This window comes from Amycolatopsis sp. NPDC039088 (assembly GCF_055598845.1).
This window is the reverse complement of sequence record NZ_JBVKAE010000008.1, coordinates 141,029-159,475: the sequence shown is the minus strand read 5'-3', so window position 1 is coordinate 159,475 and position 18,447 is coordinate 141,029. Positions and strand designations below refer to the sequence as shown.

Below are 18,447 nucleotides of genomic sequence, written 5' to 3'. Positions count from 1 at the left end.
TTCACCCTTCGGGGTCGTCGGAACGATCGATGATGGCGGCGAGCCGGTCGGCCAGGGTGGTGACGTGCGGCGGGAACAACGCGTTGCGGTGGTCCCCCGGGATGCGGCCGACCCGCACCCGGCCGCGGACCAGCCCGCGCCACTGGTCGAGATAACCGTCGAACGACTGGCCGACGATGTCCTGGTAACCGCCCTCGGCGAGTTCGGCGCAGACCAGGATGTGCACCGGACCGGCGTACTCCGGGAACCGGTAATGCAGCCGGAGTTCGGCCATCTCGCGCCACGACCGCAGCCGGTCGGTCCAGCTGTGGACGAGATCCAGGTCCAGCTCGTCCGGCTCGAACACCGTGTCGCCGTCGTCGACGATGGCGCGGAGCACCTCGACCAGCTCGGCCCTCGCGGCGTCCCGCCCGGCACCTTCCGGCACGTCCCGCAGCGCCTGCAGCAACGACTCCGCCCGGCGCAGCACGGCGACGTTCTCGGCCAGCGGGTTCACCCCGGTGGAGGGGTACTCGATCGGGTCGATCAGGATCAGCTCGGGTTCGTGGCCGCCGTCCCGCAGCTGACGCGCCATCTCCCAGGCGATACCGCTCGAGCCGCACCAGCCGAGCACGTGGTGCGGGCCCACCGGCCGGACGGCCAGCAGATCCGCCACGTAGGTGGCCGCGACCTCGGCGAGGCTGTCCGGAGCCGGCGCCGAGCTGTGCAGGCCCGGCCATTCGAACGCGGCGAGCGGCCGGTCCGCTGCGTAGACCTCGGCCAGGTCGCGGTACCAGTGCGCACTGCCGCCACCAGGGTGCACGCAGAACAGCGGGGTGGCGTCACCGGTGCGCCCCAGCCAGATCAGCGACGACTGCTCGCCCGCCGCCGAAACGGTGCCCGCCAGCTCCCGCACGGTGCGGTGCCGCAGGAAATCCCGGAAGGTCAGCTCGATGTCGTGTTTCCTGGACAACCGCGTGATGATCCGCATGGTCAGCAGCGAATGGCCGCCCAGCGCGTAGAAGTCGTCGTCACGACCGACCCGCTCGACGCCGAGCACCTCCGCCCATACCTCGGCGATCCGTTGCTCCAGCGGCCCTTCCGGGGGTTCGTAGGTGTTCACCGCGGCCTGGCGGAGATCTCCCGGATCGGGCAGCGCCTGGCGGTTCACCTTGCCGTTGGCCAGCCGCGGGAACTCCGTCATCGACACGAAGTAGGTGGGCACCATGTAGCCCGGCAGGGTCCTGGCGACGAAAGCGGCGAGTTCCGCCGGTCGGACCTCCTCCCCCTCCGGGATCACATAGGCGGCCAGCTGTTTGGCGCCGTCGTGATCCTCGACCGAGTGAACCACCGCGACCCGCACCCCGGGATGGGTGGCCAGGGCGGCCTCGATCTCGCCCAGCTCGACCCGGAAACCCCGGATCTTGAGCTGGTGGTCGCGGCGGCCGAGGATCTCGATCCGGCCGTCGGCGAGCCTGCGCCCGATGTCGCCGGTGGCGTACATCCGGCCGCCAGGGGTCCCCGCGAACGGATCGGGAAGGAAGGCGTCCGCGGTGGCGCCCGGCTGGCCGAGGTAACCACGGGCCAGGCCGGCCCCGCCGACGAAGATCTCGCCGGGCACCCCGACCGGCACCGGTTCGAGATCGTCGCCGAGCAGATAGGAGGCGGTGTTGGTGGCAGGCACCCAGACCGCTCCCCCGGCCGCGGTGTACCGGCTGCCGAAGCAGAAGAGGGTCGCCTCGGCCGGGCCGTACATGTCCCAGACACCCGCTTCGGTGGCCCCGAACCGCTCGATCAGCTCCGCGCCCAGCGAGTCACCACCGGAGATCCGATGGAAGCCGGGAGGCGGGGTCCAGCCCGATTCGTCCAGCATCCGCCACGTGGTGGGCGAAGCCTGCATCAGCGTGCCGCCGCGGGCCCGAAGCAAAGCGGCCAGGGAGAACGGATCCCGCGCCGCGTCGGCGTCCCCGAGCACCAGGCGGCTTCCGGCGGCCAGCGACACGAACACGTCGGTCTGCCAGACGTCGGTCATCGTGGGCACCACGCTGACCACCACGTCGTCCGGCCCCAGGTCCACGTCCAGGCTCATCGAGCGCACCCGCTCGGCCAACGCCAGGTGCCGCACCATGACGCCCTTCGGCCGCCCGCTGGAACCCGACGTGTGCACCACGTAGACGAGTTCCTCCGGATCGGCGGGCCGTACGGGGGCATCGCGCACCCCGGTCACCGTCGCCGGAACGACGACCGGCGGCAGGCCGGCGACCTCTTCGTCGGCCACCACCGCCGTGACGCCGGCACCGGTCAGGATCGAGGTGATCCGGTCGACCGGATGCAGCGGATCCACCGGCACGTACGCCGCGCCGAGGTTCACCACGCCCAGTACCGCCGCGACGAAGTCGGCCCGCTTCGGCAGCCAGATCCCGACGAGATCACCCGGACCCACGCCGAGTGCGCGGAGCCGCTCGCCGAAGCCGGCCGCGCGCTCCCACAACTCCTGATAGGTCAGCCGCTCGTCACCGCGTTCGAGGGAGATCGCGCCGGGTGTCCTGGCCACCCGCGCGGCGATCAGCTGGTGCACGCCGAGCGCGGGCGGCTCCGCGTCGTTCGCGTTGCCCTGCGCCAGCAGGGCGGCCCTCTCGTCCGGTGGCAGCAGCGAAACCGCGGTGCTGCCTTCGGGATCGGCGGCCATCAGTTCCAGCACCCGCTCGTACATCTCGGCGAGCAGGCCCGTGTACCGCTCCCCGATCCGGTCGGACTTGGCCACCAGTACCAGGTCGCCGCTGTCGGTCAAGGCGCACAACGGGAACTCGTTGAGGCTGATGTCGGTGCTGCCCTCGGTGTCCACCGCACTCCGGTCCAGCACGTGGAAGTCGAGGTAGTTGAAGGCGACGTCGATCAGCCGGTCGCCACCACCGAACTCCACCTGCAGCTGCGGCATCGGGAACCGGCGGTGCGGCCAGAGCGCGACCTCCTCGGCGAACACCGCACTGACCAGTTCACGCCAGGTCCGCGCGCCTGCCGGGGCGACCAGCGGCACCGGGTTGAGGAACATGCCGCGGACCTGGTCCCCGCCCTCGACCTCACTGCGGCCGTTGCACAACAGGCCGGAGTGGAACCCGTCGCTCCCGGCGACGGTCCGCCACACCGCCACGTGCGCGGCGAGCAGCACGCTCTTCAGCGAGGCGCCGGCGAGCCCGGCCAGGTGCCGCAGCCGGTCTTCCCGATGCCGGTACGGCACACGCAGGTGGTAGTCACCCGGCCCGTCGGGATCGGCCCAGGCGGCCGGGATCATCAGCTTGGCCGATCCCTTCAGCCGCTCGGCCCAGAACGCGCGGTCCTCGGTCCCGTCCAGGCTTCGCTGCTCCTGTGCGATGAAGTCGGCGTAACGGATGGAGGTGGCGGGCGCGGCCGGTGGCGCGTCACCCGCGCGGAGGGCCCGGTACCCGGCGATCAGCTCGGAGACGATCGAGTTGTGGCTCCAGCCGTCGAGCACCGCGTGGTGTTCGGTGAGTGAGAGGAAGAAGCGGTCGTCGGCCACCCGGTGGGCGTGCAAGCGGATCAGCGGCGGTGTGGCCAGGTCGAACAGCCGCGCCCGCTCCCGCGCCCGGAAATCGTCCAAATAGGACTGTTGGGCGGCCGCGGCGAGGGACCGCAGGTCCTCGTGCGCGAACTCCGGCTCGGCCTCGGCGTGCACCAGCTGCAGCGAGGTGGCCAGATCGAACGAGGTTCGCAGCACCTCGTGGTTGGCGATCACGTGCTCGACCGCGCCCCTCAACGCCACCGGATCGAATTCGCCGTCGTCGCGGATCAGGTAGCTGGTGATGTTGTGGTAGAGGTTGCGGCCGGAATCGGCCAGCATCTCGTAGACCATGCCCGCCTGGACCCTGGCCAACGGGTAGGCGTCCACCACGTCCTCCGGCAGCTTCGCCCGGTCCTCGGCACCGATCAGGGAAAACGGCGGCGTGCCACCGTTTTCGTCCACACCGGAACCGGCACCCGACGCGGCGAGCTCGGCGATGCTCTGGTGACGGAACAGATCCTGCACGGAGTACTCGAAGCCCTCGGCCCGCAACCTGCCGACCAGCCGGACGGCATGGATGGAGTCACCACCGAAGGCGAAGAAATTGTCGTGCACCCCGACCTGGCGCACGTTCAGCACGTCGGCCCACACCGCCGCCATGGCGCGCTCGACCGGGTCCCGCGGGGCGACGAACGTCTCCTGCCGGTCCTGCCGCGACCGGTCCGGGCTCGGCAGCGCGCGGCGGTCGAGCTTGCCGTTGGCGGTGAGCGCCAGTTTCGGGACCACCATGATGATGCCGGGCACCATGTAGGCAGGCAGCCGCTCACCGAGATAGGCGCGCAGCTCCGGCACGGTCACCGTGGTGCCGTCCTTGGGCACCACATAGGCCACGAGCTCCCGGTTGCCGTCGGCGGGCTCGTGCACGGTGATCACCGCGGCCTTGAGCTCGGCGTGCTCGGCGAGGCAGGACTCGATCTCCCCCAGCTCGATCCGGAATCCGCGGATCTTCACCTGGTTGTCGAGACGGCCGAGGAAGCCGATGTCGCCGTTGGCCAGCACCCTGGCCTTGTCCCCGGAGCGGTACATGCGGGCACCTGGCGGACCGTATGGATCCGGCAGGAACCGCGAGGCGGTCAGCGCCGGCCGGTTCAGGTAGCCACGGGTGACGCCCGGCCCGCCGACGTAGATCTCCCCCGGCACGCCGATGGGCGCCGGGCGCAGGCGCTCGTCGAGCACGTAGAGGGTGAGGTCACGCATCGGCCGTCCGATGGGGCTGCGTTCCCCGTCGAGATCTGCGGGCTCGACCACGCGATAGGTCACGTGCACGGTGGTTTCGGTGATGCCGTACTTGTTGACCATCACCGGCGCGCGGTCGCCGAAGTGGTCCCACCACGGCTTGAGCATGCCCACGTCGAGCTTCTCCCCGGCGAAGATCACCACGCGCAACCGCAGCCGGTCGAGCATCGGCTCGTCGCGGCCGGTGAGCTCGACGAGATTGCGGAACGCCGACGGCGTCTGGTTGAGCACCGTGACGCCTTCGTCGGCCATGAGCTTGGCGAAGTCCCACGGGGACCTGGTGACGTCGTGCGACAGGACGACCAGCCTGCCGCCGTACAGGAACGTGCCCCAGATCTCCCAGACCGAGACGTCGAAGGCGTAGGAGTGGAACAGCGGCCACACGTCTTCCGGGCCGAACCTGTACTCCTCCTCGTTCGCCGTCAGCAGCCGGACCACGTTGGCGTGGGTGACCTGCACGCCCTTGGGGCGACCGGTCGAGCCCGAGGTGTAGATGACGTAGGCGAGATCGTCCGGTCCGGTGCCCGCCACCGGTGCCTCGTCGGGAAAGGAGGCCAGCAGGTCGCGCTCGGCCTGCTCGTCCAGCACGATCATCGGCGCCCGCGCGACCACCCGGTCGCGCAGTTCCTGTTGTGTCACCACCACCTTGGCCCCAGCGTCACCGACCATGAAGTCGATCCGCTCGGCGGGGTGCGCCGGGTCCAGCGGCAGGTAGGCCGCACCGCTCTTCAGCGTGGCGAGAAGGGTGACGATCATGTCGATGCCGCGGTTCAGGCAGATCCCCACCAGATCCGCACGCCCGACCCCGGCCGACCGCAGCCGGTGCGCCAGCCGGTTCGCGCGGGCGTCCAGTTCGGCATAGGACAGGTGTGTGCCCTCGAAGGTCAAGGCCACCGCGTCCGGGCGCTGCCTTGCCTGCTCGGCGAAACGGTCGTGCAGGCCGCGCCCGGATTCCGCGGTGCCGGCGGGCGGCCGGATCAGCGCGGCGGTTTCCGCGTCGCTCAGCAACGGCAGCTCACCGACCCGCGCGGCGGGATCCGCGACCGCGGCGGTGAGCAGGCGCGCGTAGTGGGCGCCCATCCGGCGGGCCGTGTCCCCGTCGAACAGGGCGTGGGCGTAGGTCACGAGGCCCAGCACCGAGCCGTCGGCCCGTTCCTCCAGTGTCCAGGTGAGGTCGAACTGGGCCTGGCGCTGCTCGACCGGGACCAGCTCGCCGGTGACCCCGGCCGCCTCGAACCGGAACGGCTCGTTGTTCTGCAGGATGAAGTTCACCCCGACCAGCGGATGGGTGGACAGGTCGCGGTCGACCACCAGAGCGTCCACCACGCGTTCGAACTGCACGTCCTGATGCGCGAAGGCGTCGATGGCGGTGTCCCTTGCCCGCCGGAGCAACTCGGTGAAGTCCGGGTCGCCGGACAGGTCCGCGCGCAGCACCAGGGTGTTGATGAACAGGCCGATCAGGTCGTGGGTGTCGGCCTGGGTCCGCCCGGCCACCGGGCTGCCGATGGCGAAGTCCATCTGCCCGCTGTAGCGGTGCAGCAAGGCCCAGAAGGCCGCCAGGTACACCATGAACTTCGTCGACTGGTGCTTCACCGCCAGCTCGGCCACGCCGGCCACCAGCTCCGCCGGGAGCTCGAACTCGACGGTGGCACCGGCTGGTTCCCAGACGGCGGGCCGTGGCCGATCCGTCGGCAGTTCCAGCTTCGGCAGGTCGCGCAGCCGCGTCACCCAGTAGTCCAGCTCACGGTCGAACCGCTCATCGGACGCGTGTGCCCGCTGCCAGGCGGCGAAGTCGGCGTACTGCAACTCGGGTTCCGGCAGTTCCGCACCGGCACAAAGCGCCGCCAGTTCCCGCGCGAGCAGGCTGCCTGACCACCCGTCCGCGGCGATGTGGTGGATCACCAGTGCGAGCACGTGCTCGTCCGGCCCCAGCCGGATCAGCCTCGCTCGCAGCACCGGGCCGGTGGCCAGGTCGAACGGGCGGCTGTTGTCGGCGTGCAGCAACGCGTCCAGCTCGTCCTCACCGGCTCCGGTCAGATCGCTGAAGGCCAGCTCGACCCCGCTCGGCTGGTCGATGACCTGCGCCGGATCCCCGTGCCCGTCGACCGGATACCGGGTACGCAGGACCTCCTGCCGTCGCACCAGCCGGTCCAGACCACCTTGGATGTCCAATGAGGACAGATCACCGCGCAGGCGGAAGACCATCGGCATCAGGTATTCGGTGCCACCGGGGCGAAGCTGATCGAGAACCCACAGCCTCTGCTGGGCGAACGACAACGGCAGCGAACCGTCACGCGGGGCCACCTGGATGACCGGCCGGGGCGTGGCCTGGCCGTCGGCACGCCGTCGCAGCCGGTCCCGCAGCAGCCGGGAACCACGGCCGGAGGCACGCCCGTCCGTTTCGGCCGTACCCTCGTTCCGGCGGGACTCGGATTCACTCACGACACACCACCGCGGTTCGTGGTCTCGCCATCGGCCGACCCGGCCGCGCTTGTGTTCCCGGTCGTCATCGCCAGGTCCCTCCCGTTTCCCCACCGGCGCTCAAAGCTCATCGTCGTTTCCCTACGATCGGCTGACTGCTGGCTGTTCCTCGGCCGAGTCGGCCTCGGCTTCGGCGAGCTGCTCGAGTGCCTTCGCCTGTGCGCTGACCGTGGTCGCCTCGAACAGCAGGCGGAGCGGGACCTCGATCCCGAAGACGGCCCGCAGCCGGGCGGCCAGCCGGGTGGCCAGCAGCGAATGCCCGCCCAGATCGAAGAACTCCTGCTCGACATCGATCCGCGCGACCCCCAGCACACTGGTCCACGCCTCGGCGATGGCCTCCTCGATCTCGTCCCGCGGTCCGACGAAGTCCTCCACCACCGCGTCCTGCCCCACCGCCGCCTCAGGCAGCGGGAGGGCCTTGCGGTTCACCTTCTGGCTGGCGAAGCGCGGCAACTCAGGCAGCGTGACGAAGAACGAAGGGACCATGTACTCGGGCAGGCGTGCCCGCAGGTAATCCCGGAGTTCGGCGCTCGACGGTTCGGCCGTCGCCGGCGGTGGCACCACATAACCCACCAGTCGACGGCCCGTGGCCGGGATGGTGTGCACCGCCACGGCGGACACGAGCACCTGGGGATGCCGGGTCAGCGCCGCCTCGATCTCGCCGAGTTCCACCCGGAAACCGCGGATCTTGACCTGCGAGTCGACCCGCCCGAGGAACTCCAGCACGCCGTCCGCACGGAACCGGCCCCGGTCCCCGGTGCGGTAGAGCCGGTCGCCGGGCTCGCCGCCGAACGGGTCCGGGACGAACCGGTCGGCCGTCTGCCGTGGTTGCCGCCAGAAGCCCCGGCCGAGCCGGACGCCGCCGACGTGGATCTCACCGGCCACCCCGACCGGCACCGGTTCCATCCGCTGGTCCAGCACGTAGGCGCGGGTGTTGATCACCGGACGCCCGAGCGGGATCGCCGTCTCCGGGGTGGTGGTGCGCAGGTCGTCCTCGTCCACCACGTGGGTGAACGCGGCGATGGTGGTCTCCGTCTGGCCGTAGAGCGTGGTGAACACGCCGTCCAAGCCGGTGTCGAACCAGCGGCGCGCGTCGTCGTGGGTGACGACGTCACCGGCGACCACCATGCCCCGCACCGCCACCATCCGCCGGTCGCGGTACCGCAGGGCGCTCACCACTTCGCGGAAGTAACTGGGCGCGATGGCGACCTGGGTCGCCCCGGACTCCGCGACGCGGTCCGGGAACTCTTCGGGCGGCACCAGTCCCGGCTCGCCCACCACCACGGTGGCGCCCAGCAACAGCGGCGCGAGCACCTGTTCCAGTGCCGGGTCGAAGTGGAGCGGCGCGGAGAGCAGCACCCGATCGTCCTGGCGGTAGCCCAAAGCCTCGGACATCACCCTCGTGTGATGGGTGAACGCCCGGTGCGTGATCATCACGCCCTTGGGGCGGCCGGTCGAGCCGGAGGTGTAGACCAGGTAGGCCAGCCGGTCGGGATCACCGGCCGGAAGCCGGACGCGGGACACGCCGACCGGCTCTCCCCGCACCACCAGCGGGGCACCCGACTCGCTGACCTTCGCAACCAGCCGCGGTTCCACGATCACCGCGGCCGGCGCGAGATCGGCCAGCATGCCAGCCAGCCGTTCGTCCGGCTGGGCCGGGTCGAGGGGCACGTACACCGCGCCCGCCCGCAGCACACCGAGCAGGACGTGGACCGCGTCCGCGGAGCGGTCGAGCAGCACCGCCACCGGGGCCTCCAGGCCCACTCCCAGGTCCACCAGCCGACTGGCCAGTGCCTCGGCACGCTCGGCGACGTCGGCGTAGGTGCGCTGTTCACCGCCGCTGACCACCGCGACCGCGTCCGGGGTGCGCGCCGCCTGTTCGGCGAACGCCTCGTACGCGGACTCGGGCGTCACCCGCGGTTGCGCCGGGATCCAGTCGCGCAGCTGCCGTTCCCGCTCCCGCTCGCCGAGCAACCGCAACCGGCTGACCGGCACGCCGGGACCGGCCGCCATGGCCGCGGCGAGAACCCGGAAGTGTCCGGCGAACCGGGTCATGGTCGGCTCGGAGAACAGGTCGGTGGCGTACTCGATCTCCATCCGGTACCCGCCGTCCGGCTCCGCCCGCAGGATCATCGTCAGGTCGAACTTGGCGACGGACTGATCCACGTCGACCGGCTCCACCTCGAGATCGGCCAGCCGCAGTGGTTCCCTGTGCTCTTCCCGGACACCGAAGGTCACGTCGGTCAGCGGCGCGTGCGCGAGGTCGCGATGGGGCGCGACCTCGTCCACCACCCGGTCGAAGGGCAGCTCGCCGTGCCCGAAGCCGTCCAAGGCACAACCCCGGACCCTGGCGATCAGCTCCTCGGCGGTCGGATCGTCACCGATGTCGGTACGCAGCACCACGGTGTTGACGAAGAATCCGACGACCTCCTCGAGCTTGGGATGGCCACGGCCGGACATCACCGTGCCGACCGCCAGGTCGGTGGCGCCGGTGTACCGGCCGAGCAGCGCGTAGAACACGCTCAGGAAGGTCATGAACGGCGTGGCGCCCTGACGGCGTCCCAGCGCCAGCAGCGGCTGGGCCACCTCGGCGGGCAGCGGGACACGCAGGGTGGCGGCCCGCCGGTCCCGTACGGCGGGCCGGGGCCAGTCGGTCGGGAACTCCAGCGTTTCGAGCCCGGCCAGCTGCCGCCGCCAGAAGTCCAGCTCCACCCGCGATACGGACTCGGAAAGGTGTCCGCGCTGCCATACCGCGTAATCCGCGTACTGCAGCGCGGGAGCAGCCAGTGCCAGCGGCAACCCGGTCACTCTGGCCGAGTACAGCTCGGAGAGCTCGTGCGACATCACCTCCTCCGACCAGGCGTCGGTGACGACGTGGTGCATCACCAGCAGCAGGAGATGTTCCTGGTGCCCCGCCCGGATCAGGTAGGGGCGCACCGGCGGGCTCGCGGACAGGTCGATCGGCCTGCTCGCCAGTTCCTGGAGCACCTCCCGCTCGTCACGGCCGTCCAGTTCGACGATCGGCAGTCCGACCTCGCCCGGCGGGTCGATCAGCTGGGCCGGGGTGCCGTCCGGTCGCCGGAGGTAGCGAGTCCGCAGGATCTCGTGCCGGGCGACCAGTTCGCCGACGGCCTCGGTCAGCGCGGCCACGTGCAGCGGGCCGGTCAGGCGCGAGGCCCAGCTCACCAGGTAACCCGCACTGTCGGGTTCGAGCTGGTCGAGGAACCACATCCGCTGCTGCGCGAAGGACAGGGGCAGCGGGCGGGCGCGTTCCTCGGGGTCGAGCACGCGGATTTCGTCCGGCCCCTCCCCGGTCAGCCCGGCCAGCCGCTCGGCAAGGCCCGCGACCGTGCGTGCCTCGAACACCGCCCGGACCGGTACCGCGAGGCTGAGCGCGGAGCGGAGCGCCCCGGCCACCCGGATGGCGAGCAGTGAATGCCCGCCCAGCTCGAAGAAGTCGTCGTCGAGACCGACCGCGTCGAGGCCGAGCACCTCGGCCATCACCGCGGCGACGGCCTTCTCCTCCGGGGTGCGTGGCTCGGCCCCCACCAGCTCGCGCGCGGTACTCGGCTCGGGCAACGCGGCCCGGTCGACCTTGCCGCTCGTGGTGACCGGAAGTTCCGCCAGGGTGACGAAAACCGACGGCACGTAGGGTTCCGGCAGCCGGGCCAGCAGGTACTCCCGCAGCTTCGACGGCACGGGCGCCTCGGCGCGCGGCAGCACGTAGCCGACCAGCCTGGGGGTACCGCCGGGGCCGGGCCGCGGCACCACCACGGCGGCGTCCACCTCGGCATGCTGTGCCAGCACAGCCTCCACCTCGCCGGGTTCGACACGGACCCCGCGGATCTTGACCTGGTGATCGGTCCGGCCGGCGAACTCCAGCGCGCCGTCGGCCCGGCGGCGCGCCAGGTCGCCGGTGCGGTAGGCGCGTGCGCCGGGAGGCCCGAACGGATCGGGCACGAACCGGTCCGCGGTCAGCCTCGGCTGTCCGACGTAACCGCGCGCCAGCCCGGCTCCGGCCGCGTGCAGTTCGCCGGAGTCGGTGCGGTGACCTTGGGCGTCGAGCAGCTCGACCCTGGTGTCGTCGATGGGGTGGCCGATGGGGACGGTCCCGCCGCCCGGTCCGTCGAACTCCCAGAAGGTGACGTCGATCGAGCATTCGGTCGGGCCGTAGGTGTTGACCACCGTCGCGGGCACCCGCGAGGCCAGCCGGGCCGCCAGCTCGTCCGGCAGCGGTTCGCCCGCGGAGAAGACCAGCCGCAGCGAGGCGCAGTCCGCGAGACCCGGCTCGTCGGCAAGGGTCCGCAGGAAGGTGGGCACACCCTGCACGACGGTGGTGCCGGTCGCGGCCATCACCTCGGCCATCGCGGCCGGATCCCGCTCGGTGCCGTCCGGCGGCAGTACCACCGTGCCGCCGGTGACCAGTGGCGCGAAGAACTCCCACACCGAGGCGTCGAAGGTGACCGACGTCTTCTGCAGCATCCGGTCGCCGGGGCCGAAGCCGTACCGGGCCACCGCCCAGTCGACCCGGTTGAGAATGCCGCGGTGCGGTACCGCCACCCCCTTCGGCCGTCCGGTGGACCCGGAGGTGAACATGACGTAGGCCAGTGCGTCGAGATCGGTCCGGATCGGGGCGCCGTCACCGGATTCGGCGTCGATGTCCGCTTGCTCGACCGCCAGCCGCAGCACCTCGACCTCCGGCACCTCGACCGGCGCCGCGTTGTCGGTCAGCAGCAGCGAAGCTCCGGAATCGCCCAGAATCCGGCTCAGCCGAGCGGGCGGATGACCGGCGTCCAGGGGCAGGAAGGCGGCACCCGCGCGCAGAATGCCCAGCACGGCCACGACCAGTCGCGGCCGTCGCGGCAGGCAGACGGCGACCACGTCGTCGCGGCGCACTCCACGGCGGCGCAGGTGACGCGCGAGCCGGTTCGCGGACCGGTCGAGCTCACGGTAGGTCAACCTGCCTTCGCCGGAGTCCACCGCGACCGCGTCCGGCGTCGCGGCGGCCTGCCTGGAGACGCGCTCCGGCAGACCGGCCACGCGGCACTGGGGTCCGTTCATTCTCACCTCGGCTCGCTCGCGAACGTCAACTGGTCTCGGTGGCCATCCGGCGACGCAGGCTCAGTGGCCGCATGTCCGTCCAGACGCGCTCGATGTGGTCCAGGCACTCGTCCCTGGTGCCCGCCGTGCCCTCGGCACGCCACCCCGCCGGGATCTCCCGGTCGGCGGGCCAGACGGAATATTGCTCCTCGTGGTTGAACACCACGACGTATTCGTCGGCGATCATGTCGGTCCTTTCAGTACAGGAAGTCCGGGAGGTCCACCCCGAGCCCGAGGCTCGCCGCCTTGTCGAAGACGCACGCGGCCAGCGCGGCGTCGAGGCAGCCGAGCCCGAACGGCGAGAACACCGTCACGGAGTCACCGTCGTAGGGCAGCCGCGCCGAGCCGTCGAGCAGGTCGCCGATCTCGGCGTGCACGAAGTCACGGTTTCCCGTGACCTGCTGGGCCAGGTCCAGCGAAGTGGCCGCGCGGCACACGTGATCGGTGTCGTCGACGACGTTTCTCGCCGCCAGGATCGACTCCGCCGTCAGGTCCCGCAGCGAAACGTGCAGCACCACCGTGCCGGGCTTGCAGGCGTCAGTGGTCAGATACGGCTCACCCGCGGTGGTGGCCAGCGAAACCAGGCGATGGGCCGACATCACGGCGTCCTGGTCCGGGCAGACCTCGACGGTCAGCTCCGGCCACGACGCCCGCACCTTGTCCGAAAAGGACTCGGCCCGTGCGGGATCCTTGTCGTACACGGCGACTTGCCGCAGTCGCGGCAGCCGCTCACGAAGAAACCGCAGTATCTCGAAGTTGATCAGGCCACAACCGATCAGGCCGGCGCCCGACCGTGCCTCGTCCCCGGCACCCGACAGCAGCTCACCGGCGGCCACCGCGGCACTCGCCGCCGTCCGGCGCGCGGAGATCACCGAGCCCTCCAGCACGGCCAGTGGCGTGCCGTCGGCCACGGAGCTGAGCACGATGACCGCCGACGCGCGCTCCGCGCCTTTTTGGATATTGGCTGGGAAAGAGGCGATCCACTTCACCGCGGCGACCGGCCGCGAACCGCCGACGAACGCGGGAAGGGTGATGATCCGGTCACTGGGATTACCGGGGAACCGGAGGAACACCGAGTGCGGTACCACGGTCTGCCCGCGTGCGTGCGCGACGTAGGCGTCACGCACGGTCCCGAGCACCGCGCCGAGGTCCTCGTCGAGCACGGTCTTGACGTCCGCGCGGCGCAAGATCAGCACGCTGCCTTCTCCTTCCACAGATGCTTGATGTCACCGAACTTCTCCTCGACCCACGAGTCGGAGTAGATGGTGTCCAGGTAACGCTCACCACGGTCGGGCAGCAGCAACACGCAGTTGGCGCCGGCGGGCAGCTCGGCGAGCCGCTGCTCCACCGCGCTGACCACCGCGCCGGACGAACCGCCGCTGAGAATGGCTTCGGCACCCACCAGCCGACGGCAGCCGACCACGCAGTCCTGATCGGTCATTCGGAGCACCGAATGCGCTATCCCGTCGAAGTGCAGCGCGGGCCGGACCGCGGCACCGTGCCCGGGAATCAGCCTGCGGCAGCTGACATCGCCGAAGATGGCGCTGCCCTCGGCGTCGACCGCCACGAGCCGCGTGGACAGTTGGTGCCGCGCGACGAAATCGGCGCAACCGCGGACCGTGCCGCAGGTTCCGGTGGCCACGAAGAGGTAGTCGACCTTTCCTTCGAGCTGCTCGTGCAGCTCCCGCATGATCGACTCCTGCGCCTTCGCGTTGCGCGGGTTGGCGTACTGGTTCGGCCACAGCACGTCGGGAATGTCGCGGACCAGGTTCCGCACCCGCTGGATGCGCGCGGACAGGAAGTCGTTCATCTCGTTGTCGGCCTCGGTGACCATGCTCAGCTCGGCCCCGTAGGCGCGCAGGATCGCCAGATTCTGCGTCGTGGTCTTCGGGTCGACCACGCAGATGAACCGGATGTTGTACAGACGGCACACCTGCGCCAGGCCGATGCCGAGGTTGCCCGAACTGGATTCGACCACAGTGGACAGTCCGGGGACGAGTTCACCGCTCTCGATGGCACTGACCACCATGCCGATGGCGGCGCGGTCCTTGACGCTGCCACCCGGGTTCAGTGCTTCCATCTTGGCGTAGAACCGGGCCGGGGAATCCGGGAAAAGCCGGTCGAGGCGGACCAGTGGGGTCCCCCCGACCGCCGACAGCACCCCGTCCAGCGCAGCGTTATGCGAGGTCACACTCATCGTCACGCGACCGCTCGTCTCTCCTCAGGCCGAGGTCGGCTGGTCCGGGTACGCGGCTAGCTGCTCCCGCACCCTGGCCAGCAGCCCGTCCAGCCGGTTTTGGCCGTTCGCGATGTCCATCATGGACGCCGCCAGTTCCTCGAAGGTGTTTCCAGTGAAGGAATCCAGCTCTTCCAGCAGCATCAGCTCGGTCGACTTCTCCAGTTCCAGCAGCACCTGGACCACGGAGAAGGAATCGAGGTCGATGAGCTGCTCCGGCCGCGGTACGCCCGGCTGCTCGCCGCAGATCTGGTACGCGGTCCGGCGCACCAGCTCGGTGAGCGCATCGGTCGTCGCCAGATCGATCTCCCCGGTCGCGTTGTCCGACATGTTCTCGCCCCACACTCCTTGTTCGACATGACCGCCGGAGCAGAAAGAATTCCGGCTGCGAAAGAGACTTCGAGATGATCGGCCTGCCCGGGATGTCAGCGCATTCAGCTGCGAGCGGCTATTTCCAGAACCCCAGCCGACATTAACCGCGAACACCGGAAACGGGCAAGTGCCGTACCGTGGTCACCTCCGCCCGCCCCGGCCTGCGGGATGCCGCTGTCCCGCTGGCGGGACGCGGGCGTGGCGTCGTCTGTCGGCCACTTGACTCCGCCGACCGGGCAAACCTACTTTGCGCTGGTGCTCTTTTCCGCTTTGGCGGATATTTTCGTTCCCGCTTTGGCCGTCATTTTCGCTAGCGTCGTCCAGATCCGATCCCCCATCCCGAAGTGAGGCTCGTCCGCCATGCTCTATCCGCACACCGAAACCAAGCAGATCGAGCTGCGGCCCGCCGCGGCCACCGACGCACCGACGGCCTACGACGTGCTGTTCCGGCTCGGCTACCCCGGACTGCCGACCATCGACGCGTTCGTCGCCGGCTTCGGCCGCGGCGTGGCGGCATACTTTCTCGTGCACCGTAAGGAAACCGGCCAGCCGGCGGGGGTGGCCACCATCTCCGAGCCGAACCCGGCCGGGCACGTCCTGGTCGAGGTGAACATCGCCGCGGACCAGCCTGCCGAAGTGGTTCGCGACGCGAACGCCTTGGCCACGAACTTCGCGTTTTCGATGTGGCGCACCAAGAAGGTGTACTTTCACACCACGAGGCCGACGGCCGAAGCATTGGCCTTCGAGAACGAGTATTCCGCGATGGTCCAGGAAGAGGCCGTGCTGCGTGATTACGTCTTCTTTCACGGTTGCCTCTGGGACGTGCGCGTGCTGGCCGTCCATCGCGAGGAATGGGACACCCACGGTGTGGACCTGCTCAAACAAATCGTCTGATCCCGCTGGGAGTGAGGTACCGATCATGGCCCTGTCCGTCTGGGGTTATCTGCCTGAGTTCGAGAAGGAACGGGACGACATCATGGATGCCGTCGAAAAAGTGTTCCGCTCCGGACGACTCGTGCTCGGCCAAAGCGTGTCGGCCTTCGAGCGTGAGTTCGCCGCGTACCACGGCGTGCCGCACTGCGTCGGGGTCGACAACGGCACCAACGCCATCGTGCTCGGCCTGCGCGCGCTCGACGTCGGCGCGGGCGACGAAGTGATCACCGTGTCCAACACGGCCGCTCCCACCGTGCTCGCGATCGACGCGGTCGGCGCGACCCCGGTGTTCGTCGACGTCCATCCGGACACCTATCTGATGGATGTGGCGCAGGTGGAGGCCGCGATCACCGAGCGGACCAAATGCCTGCTGCCCGTGCACCTCTACGGGCAGTGCGTCGACATGGCCGCGCTGGAGGCCATCGCGGAGAAGCACGGTTTGCCGATCCTGGAGGACTGTGCGCAGGCGCACGGCGCCACCCAGCACGGACGGGTCGCGGGCTCGGTCGGCCGTGCGGCCGCGTTTTCCTTCTATCCCACCAAAGTGCTCGGAGCCTACGGAGACGGCGGCGCCACGCTCAGCACCGATGCCGAGACCGACGCCCGGCTGCGGCGACTGCGGTACTACGGCATGGAAAGCGTGTACTACGTCGTGGAGACCCCCGGCTACAACAGCAGGCTGGACGAGGTGCAGGCGGAGATCCTGCGCCGCAAGCTCACCAGGCTCGACGACTACATCGCCCGCCGCCGCGCGATCGCGGCGCGCTACGCCGAGGCGTTCGCCGGAACCGACCTGGTCACCCCTGCCGTGGCGCCGGGCAACACGCATGTGTACTACGTGCACGTCGTACGCCACCCGGCACGGGACCGCATCATCGACGAAATGAAAAAGCACGACATCGCGCTGAACATCAGCTATCCGTGGCCGGTGCACACCCAGTCCGGATTCGCGCACCTCGGCTACCGCAAGGGTTCGCTGCCGGTCACCGAGGAGATGGCCGACCAGATCTTCTCGTTGCCCATGTTCCCTTCCCTGAGCGATGCCGAGCAGGAACGGGTCGTCGACACGCTTCACGGCGTGCTGTCCAGGCTCTGATCCCGGCCACGCGAGCTCACCAGAGCACCGAGGCACCGCGACGACAGGAGTGCACATCGTGATGGAGCGGCTCAGCGACGCACCACCGAGTGAATCACTGGAACGGTTCCACGAATGGTGGGCCGAGCGGCACCGGACCGGACGGTTCACGGTGGAACGCGTGCCGTTCTCGGCCCTGGATTCCTGGTCGTTCGAGACCGAAACCGGAAACCTCGCGCACGCCAGCGGCCGGTTCTTCACCATCGAGGGGTTGCAGGTCCGCGACGACGGTCTGGACATCTGGTCGCAGCCGATCATCAACCAGCCGGAGATCGGCATTCTCGGCATCATCGTCAAGGAGTTCGACGGGGTACTGCACTGCCTGATGCAGGCGAAGATGGAACCGGGGAACATCAACACCCTGCAGCTTTCGCCGACCGTGCAGGCCACCCGCAGCAACTACACCCAGGTCCACAGTGGACTGTCCACCAGGTACCTCGAATACTTCGTCGGATCGGGCCGGGGACAGATCCTGGTCGACGTGCTGCAGTCGGAGCAGGGTGCCTGGTTCTGGCGGAAGCGGAACCGGAACATGGTCGTGCTCGTCACCGACGACATCGAGGTGCACGAGGACTACTGCTGGCTGACACTGACCCAGGTCCGCGATCTGAACCAGTTCGACAACCTGGTCAACATGGACGCCCGCACCGTGCTGTCCTGCCTGCCCTTCGCCGCACCCGACCGGCCGCGGTCCGCGAGCGAGTTCACCGAGTCGCTGATCAGGTCCTGCCGATACGGGGAAGAGGGAATGGGAACGCGGCACACCGCCGGCGAGATCCTCACCTGGTTCACCGACGCGAAAACGCGTTGTGACTGGACCGCGCGCCTCTCCCCGTTGGCGAAGGTGACCGGCTGGATCCGCGACGCCGAGGAGATCAGGGACGAGCACGACCGCCACTTCCGGATCATCGCGGTATCGGTGGAAGCCGGGACGAGGGAGGTCCAGCGGTGGACGCAGCCCCTGCTCTTCCCTCGCGGGGAAGGTCGTGCGGTGTTCATCGTACGGCCGCTCGACGGAGTGCTGCACGTACTGGTGCAGGCACGACCGGAATACGGGCTGATGGACCTGGTGGAAATGGCGCCGACTGTGCACCTGCTGCCCGGGGAGGACCTCACCTCGGTGCGGGAGGACTTCCTGCGGCGGGCGCTGACCTCCGAGCACAGCCGGGTGCACTACGACCACGTCCTGTCCGAGGAGGGCGGACGGTTCTACCGCGCGCTCACCCGGTACCAGATCATCGAGGTCGGCGAAGAGGTGCCGGTCGACACCCCGCCGAACTACTGCTGGATGACCGTCCGCCAGCTGATGGACCTGCTTCGGCACGGCCACTACCTCAACATCGAGGCCCGCAGCCTGCTGGCCTGCCTGCATTCCCTGTACTGAGCCCGCTTCCC

At 69.7% G+C, this 18,447-nt stretch carries 9 protein-coding genes; 3 read left to right on the top strand and 6 right to left on the bottom strand.

All coding sequences use genetic code 11. The features are described from left to right. Position 1: 1 nt before the first annotated feature. The 6 genes from ACZ7KI_RS12870 to ACZ7KI_RS12845 form a co-directional block, all read right to left on the bottom strand. Entirely contained in the window at positions 2 to 7,237 is a 7,236-nt protein-coding gene (locus tag ACZ7KI_RS12870) for an amino acid adenylation domain-containing protein (RefSeq protein WP_470273314.1), read from the bottom strand. A 120-nt stretch (positions 7,238 to 7,357) separates the two neighbouring features. Beyond that, positions 7,358 to 12,337, bottom strand: a complete 4,980-nt coding sequence (locus tag ACZ7KI_RS12865; RefSeq protein ID WP_470273313.1) for an amino acid adenylation domain-containing protein — start codon at positions 12,335 to 12,337, stop codon at positions 7,358 to 7,360. A gap of 25 nt (positions 12,338 to 12,362) precedes the next feature. Beyond that, positions 12,363 to 12,563 carry an MbtH family protein gene (locus tag ACZ7KI_RS12860; RefSeq protein WP_465506517.1) on the bottom strand — a complete coding sequence of 67 codons (201 nt, stop codon included), beginning with the start codon at positions 12,561 to 12,563 and terminating at the stop codon, positions 12,363 to 12,365. 10 nt (positions 12,564 to 12,573) lie between these two features. Then, positions 12,574 to 13,572: a 2,3-diaminopropionate biosynthesis protein SbnB gene (sbnB, locus tag ACZ7KI_RS12855; protein WP_470273312.1), complete on the bottom strand. Its 999-nt coding sequence runs from the start codon at positions 13,570 to 13,572 to the stop codon at positions 12,574 to 12,576. Further along, the gene (gene sbnA, locus ACZ7KI_RS12850; protein WP_470273435.1) at positions 13,566 to 14,573 is read right to left on the bottom strand and encodes a 2,3-diaminopropionate biosynthesis protein SbnA; all 1,008 of its coding nucleotides are present in this window, start codon (positions 14,571 to 14,573) and stop codon (positions 13,566 to 13,568) included. The genes sbnB and sbnA overlap by 7 nt, the downstream gene beginning before the upstream one ends. 24 nt (positions 14,574 to 14,597) lie before the next feature. Beyond that, positions 14,598 to 14,942, bottom strand: coding sequence for a hypothetical protein (locus tag ACZ7KI_RS12845; protein WP_470273311.1), 345 nt, complete (start codon positions 14,940 to 14,942; stop codon positions 14,598 to 14,600). A 402-nt stretch (positions 14,943 to 15,344) separates the two neighbouring features. Between ACZ7KI_RS12845 and ACZ7KI_RS12840 the strand changes: the two genes are divergently transcribed. The 3 genes from ACZ7KI_RS12840 to ACZ7KI_RS12830 all read left to right on the top strand — a co-directional run bounded on the left by ACZ7KI_RS12840 (position 15,345) and on the right by ACZ7KI_RS12830 (position 18,436). Then, complete coding sequence (locus ACZ7KI_RS12840; RefSeq protein WP_470273310.1) at positions 15,345 to 15,878, top strand: GNAT family N-acetyltransferase; 534 nt, start codon at positions 15,345 to 15,347, stop codon at positions 15,876 to 15,878. 25 nt (positions 15,879 to 15,903) lie between these two features. Next, positions 15,904 to 17,013 (top strand): DegT/DnrJ/EryC1/StrS family aminotransferase, encoded by a 1,110-nt coding sequence (locus ACZ7KI_RS12835; RefSeq protein WP_470273309.1) that lies wholly within the window; start codon positions 15,904 to 15,906, stop codon positions 17,011 to 17,013. 61 nt (positions 17,014 to 17,074) lie between these two features. Continuing rightward, positions 17,075 to 18,436, top strand: a complete 1,362-nt coding sequence (locus ACZ7KI_RS12830) for an NDP-hexose 2,3-dehydratase family protein (RefSeq protein ID WP_470273434.1) — start codon at positions 17,075 to 17,077, stop codon at positions 18,434 to 18,436. Positions 18,437 to 18,447: the final 11 nt, after the last annotated feature.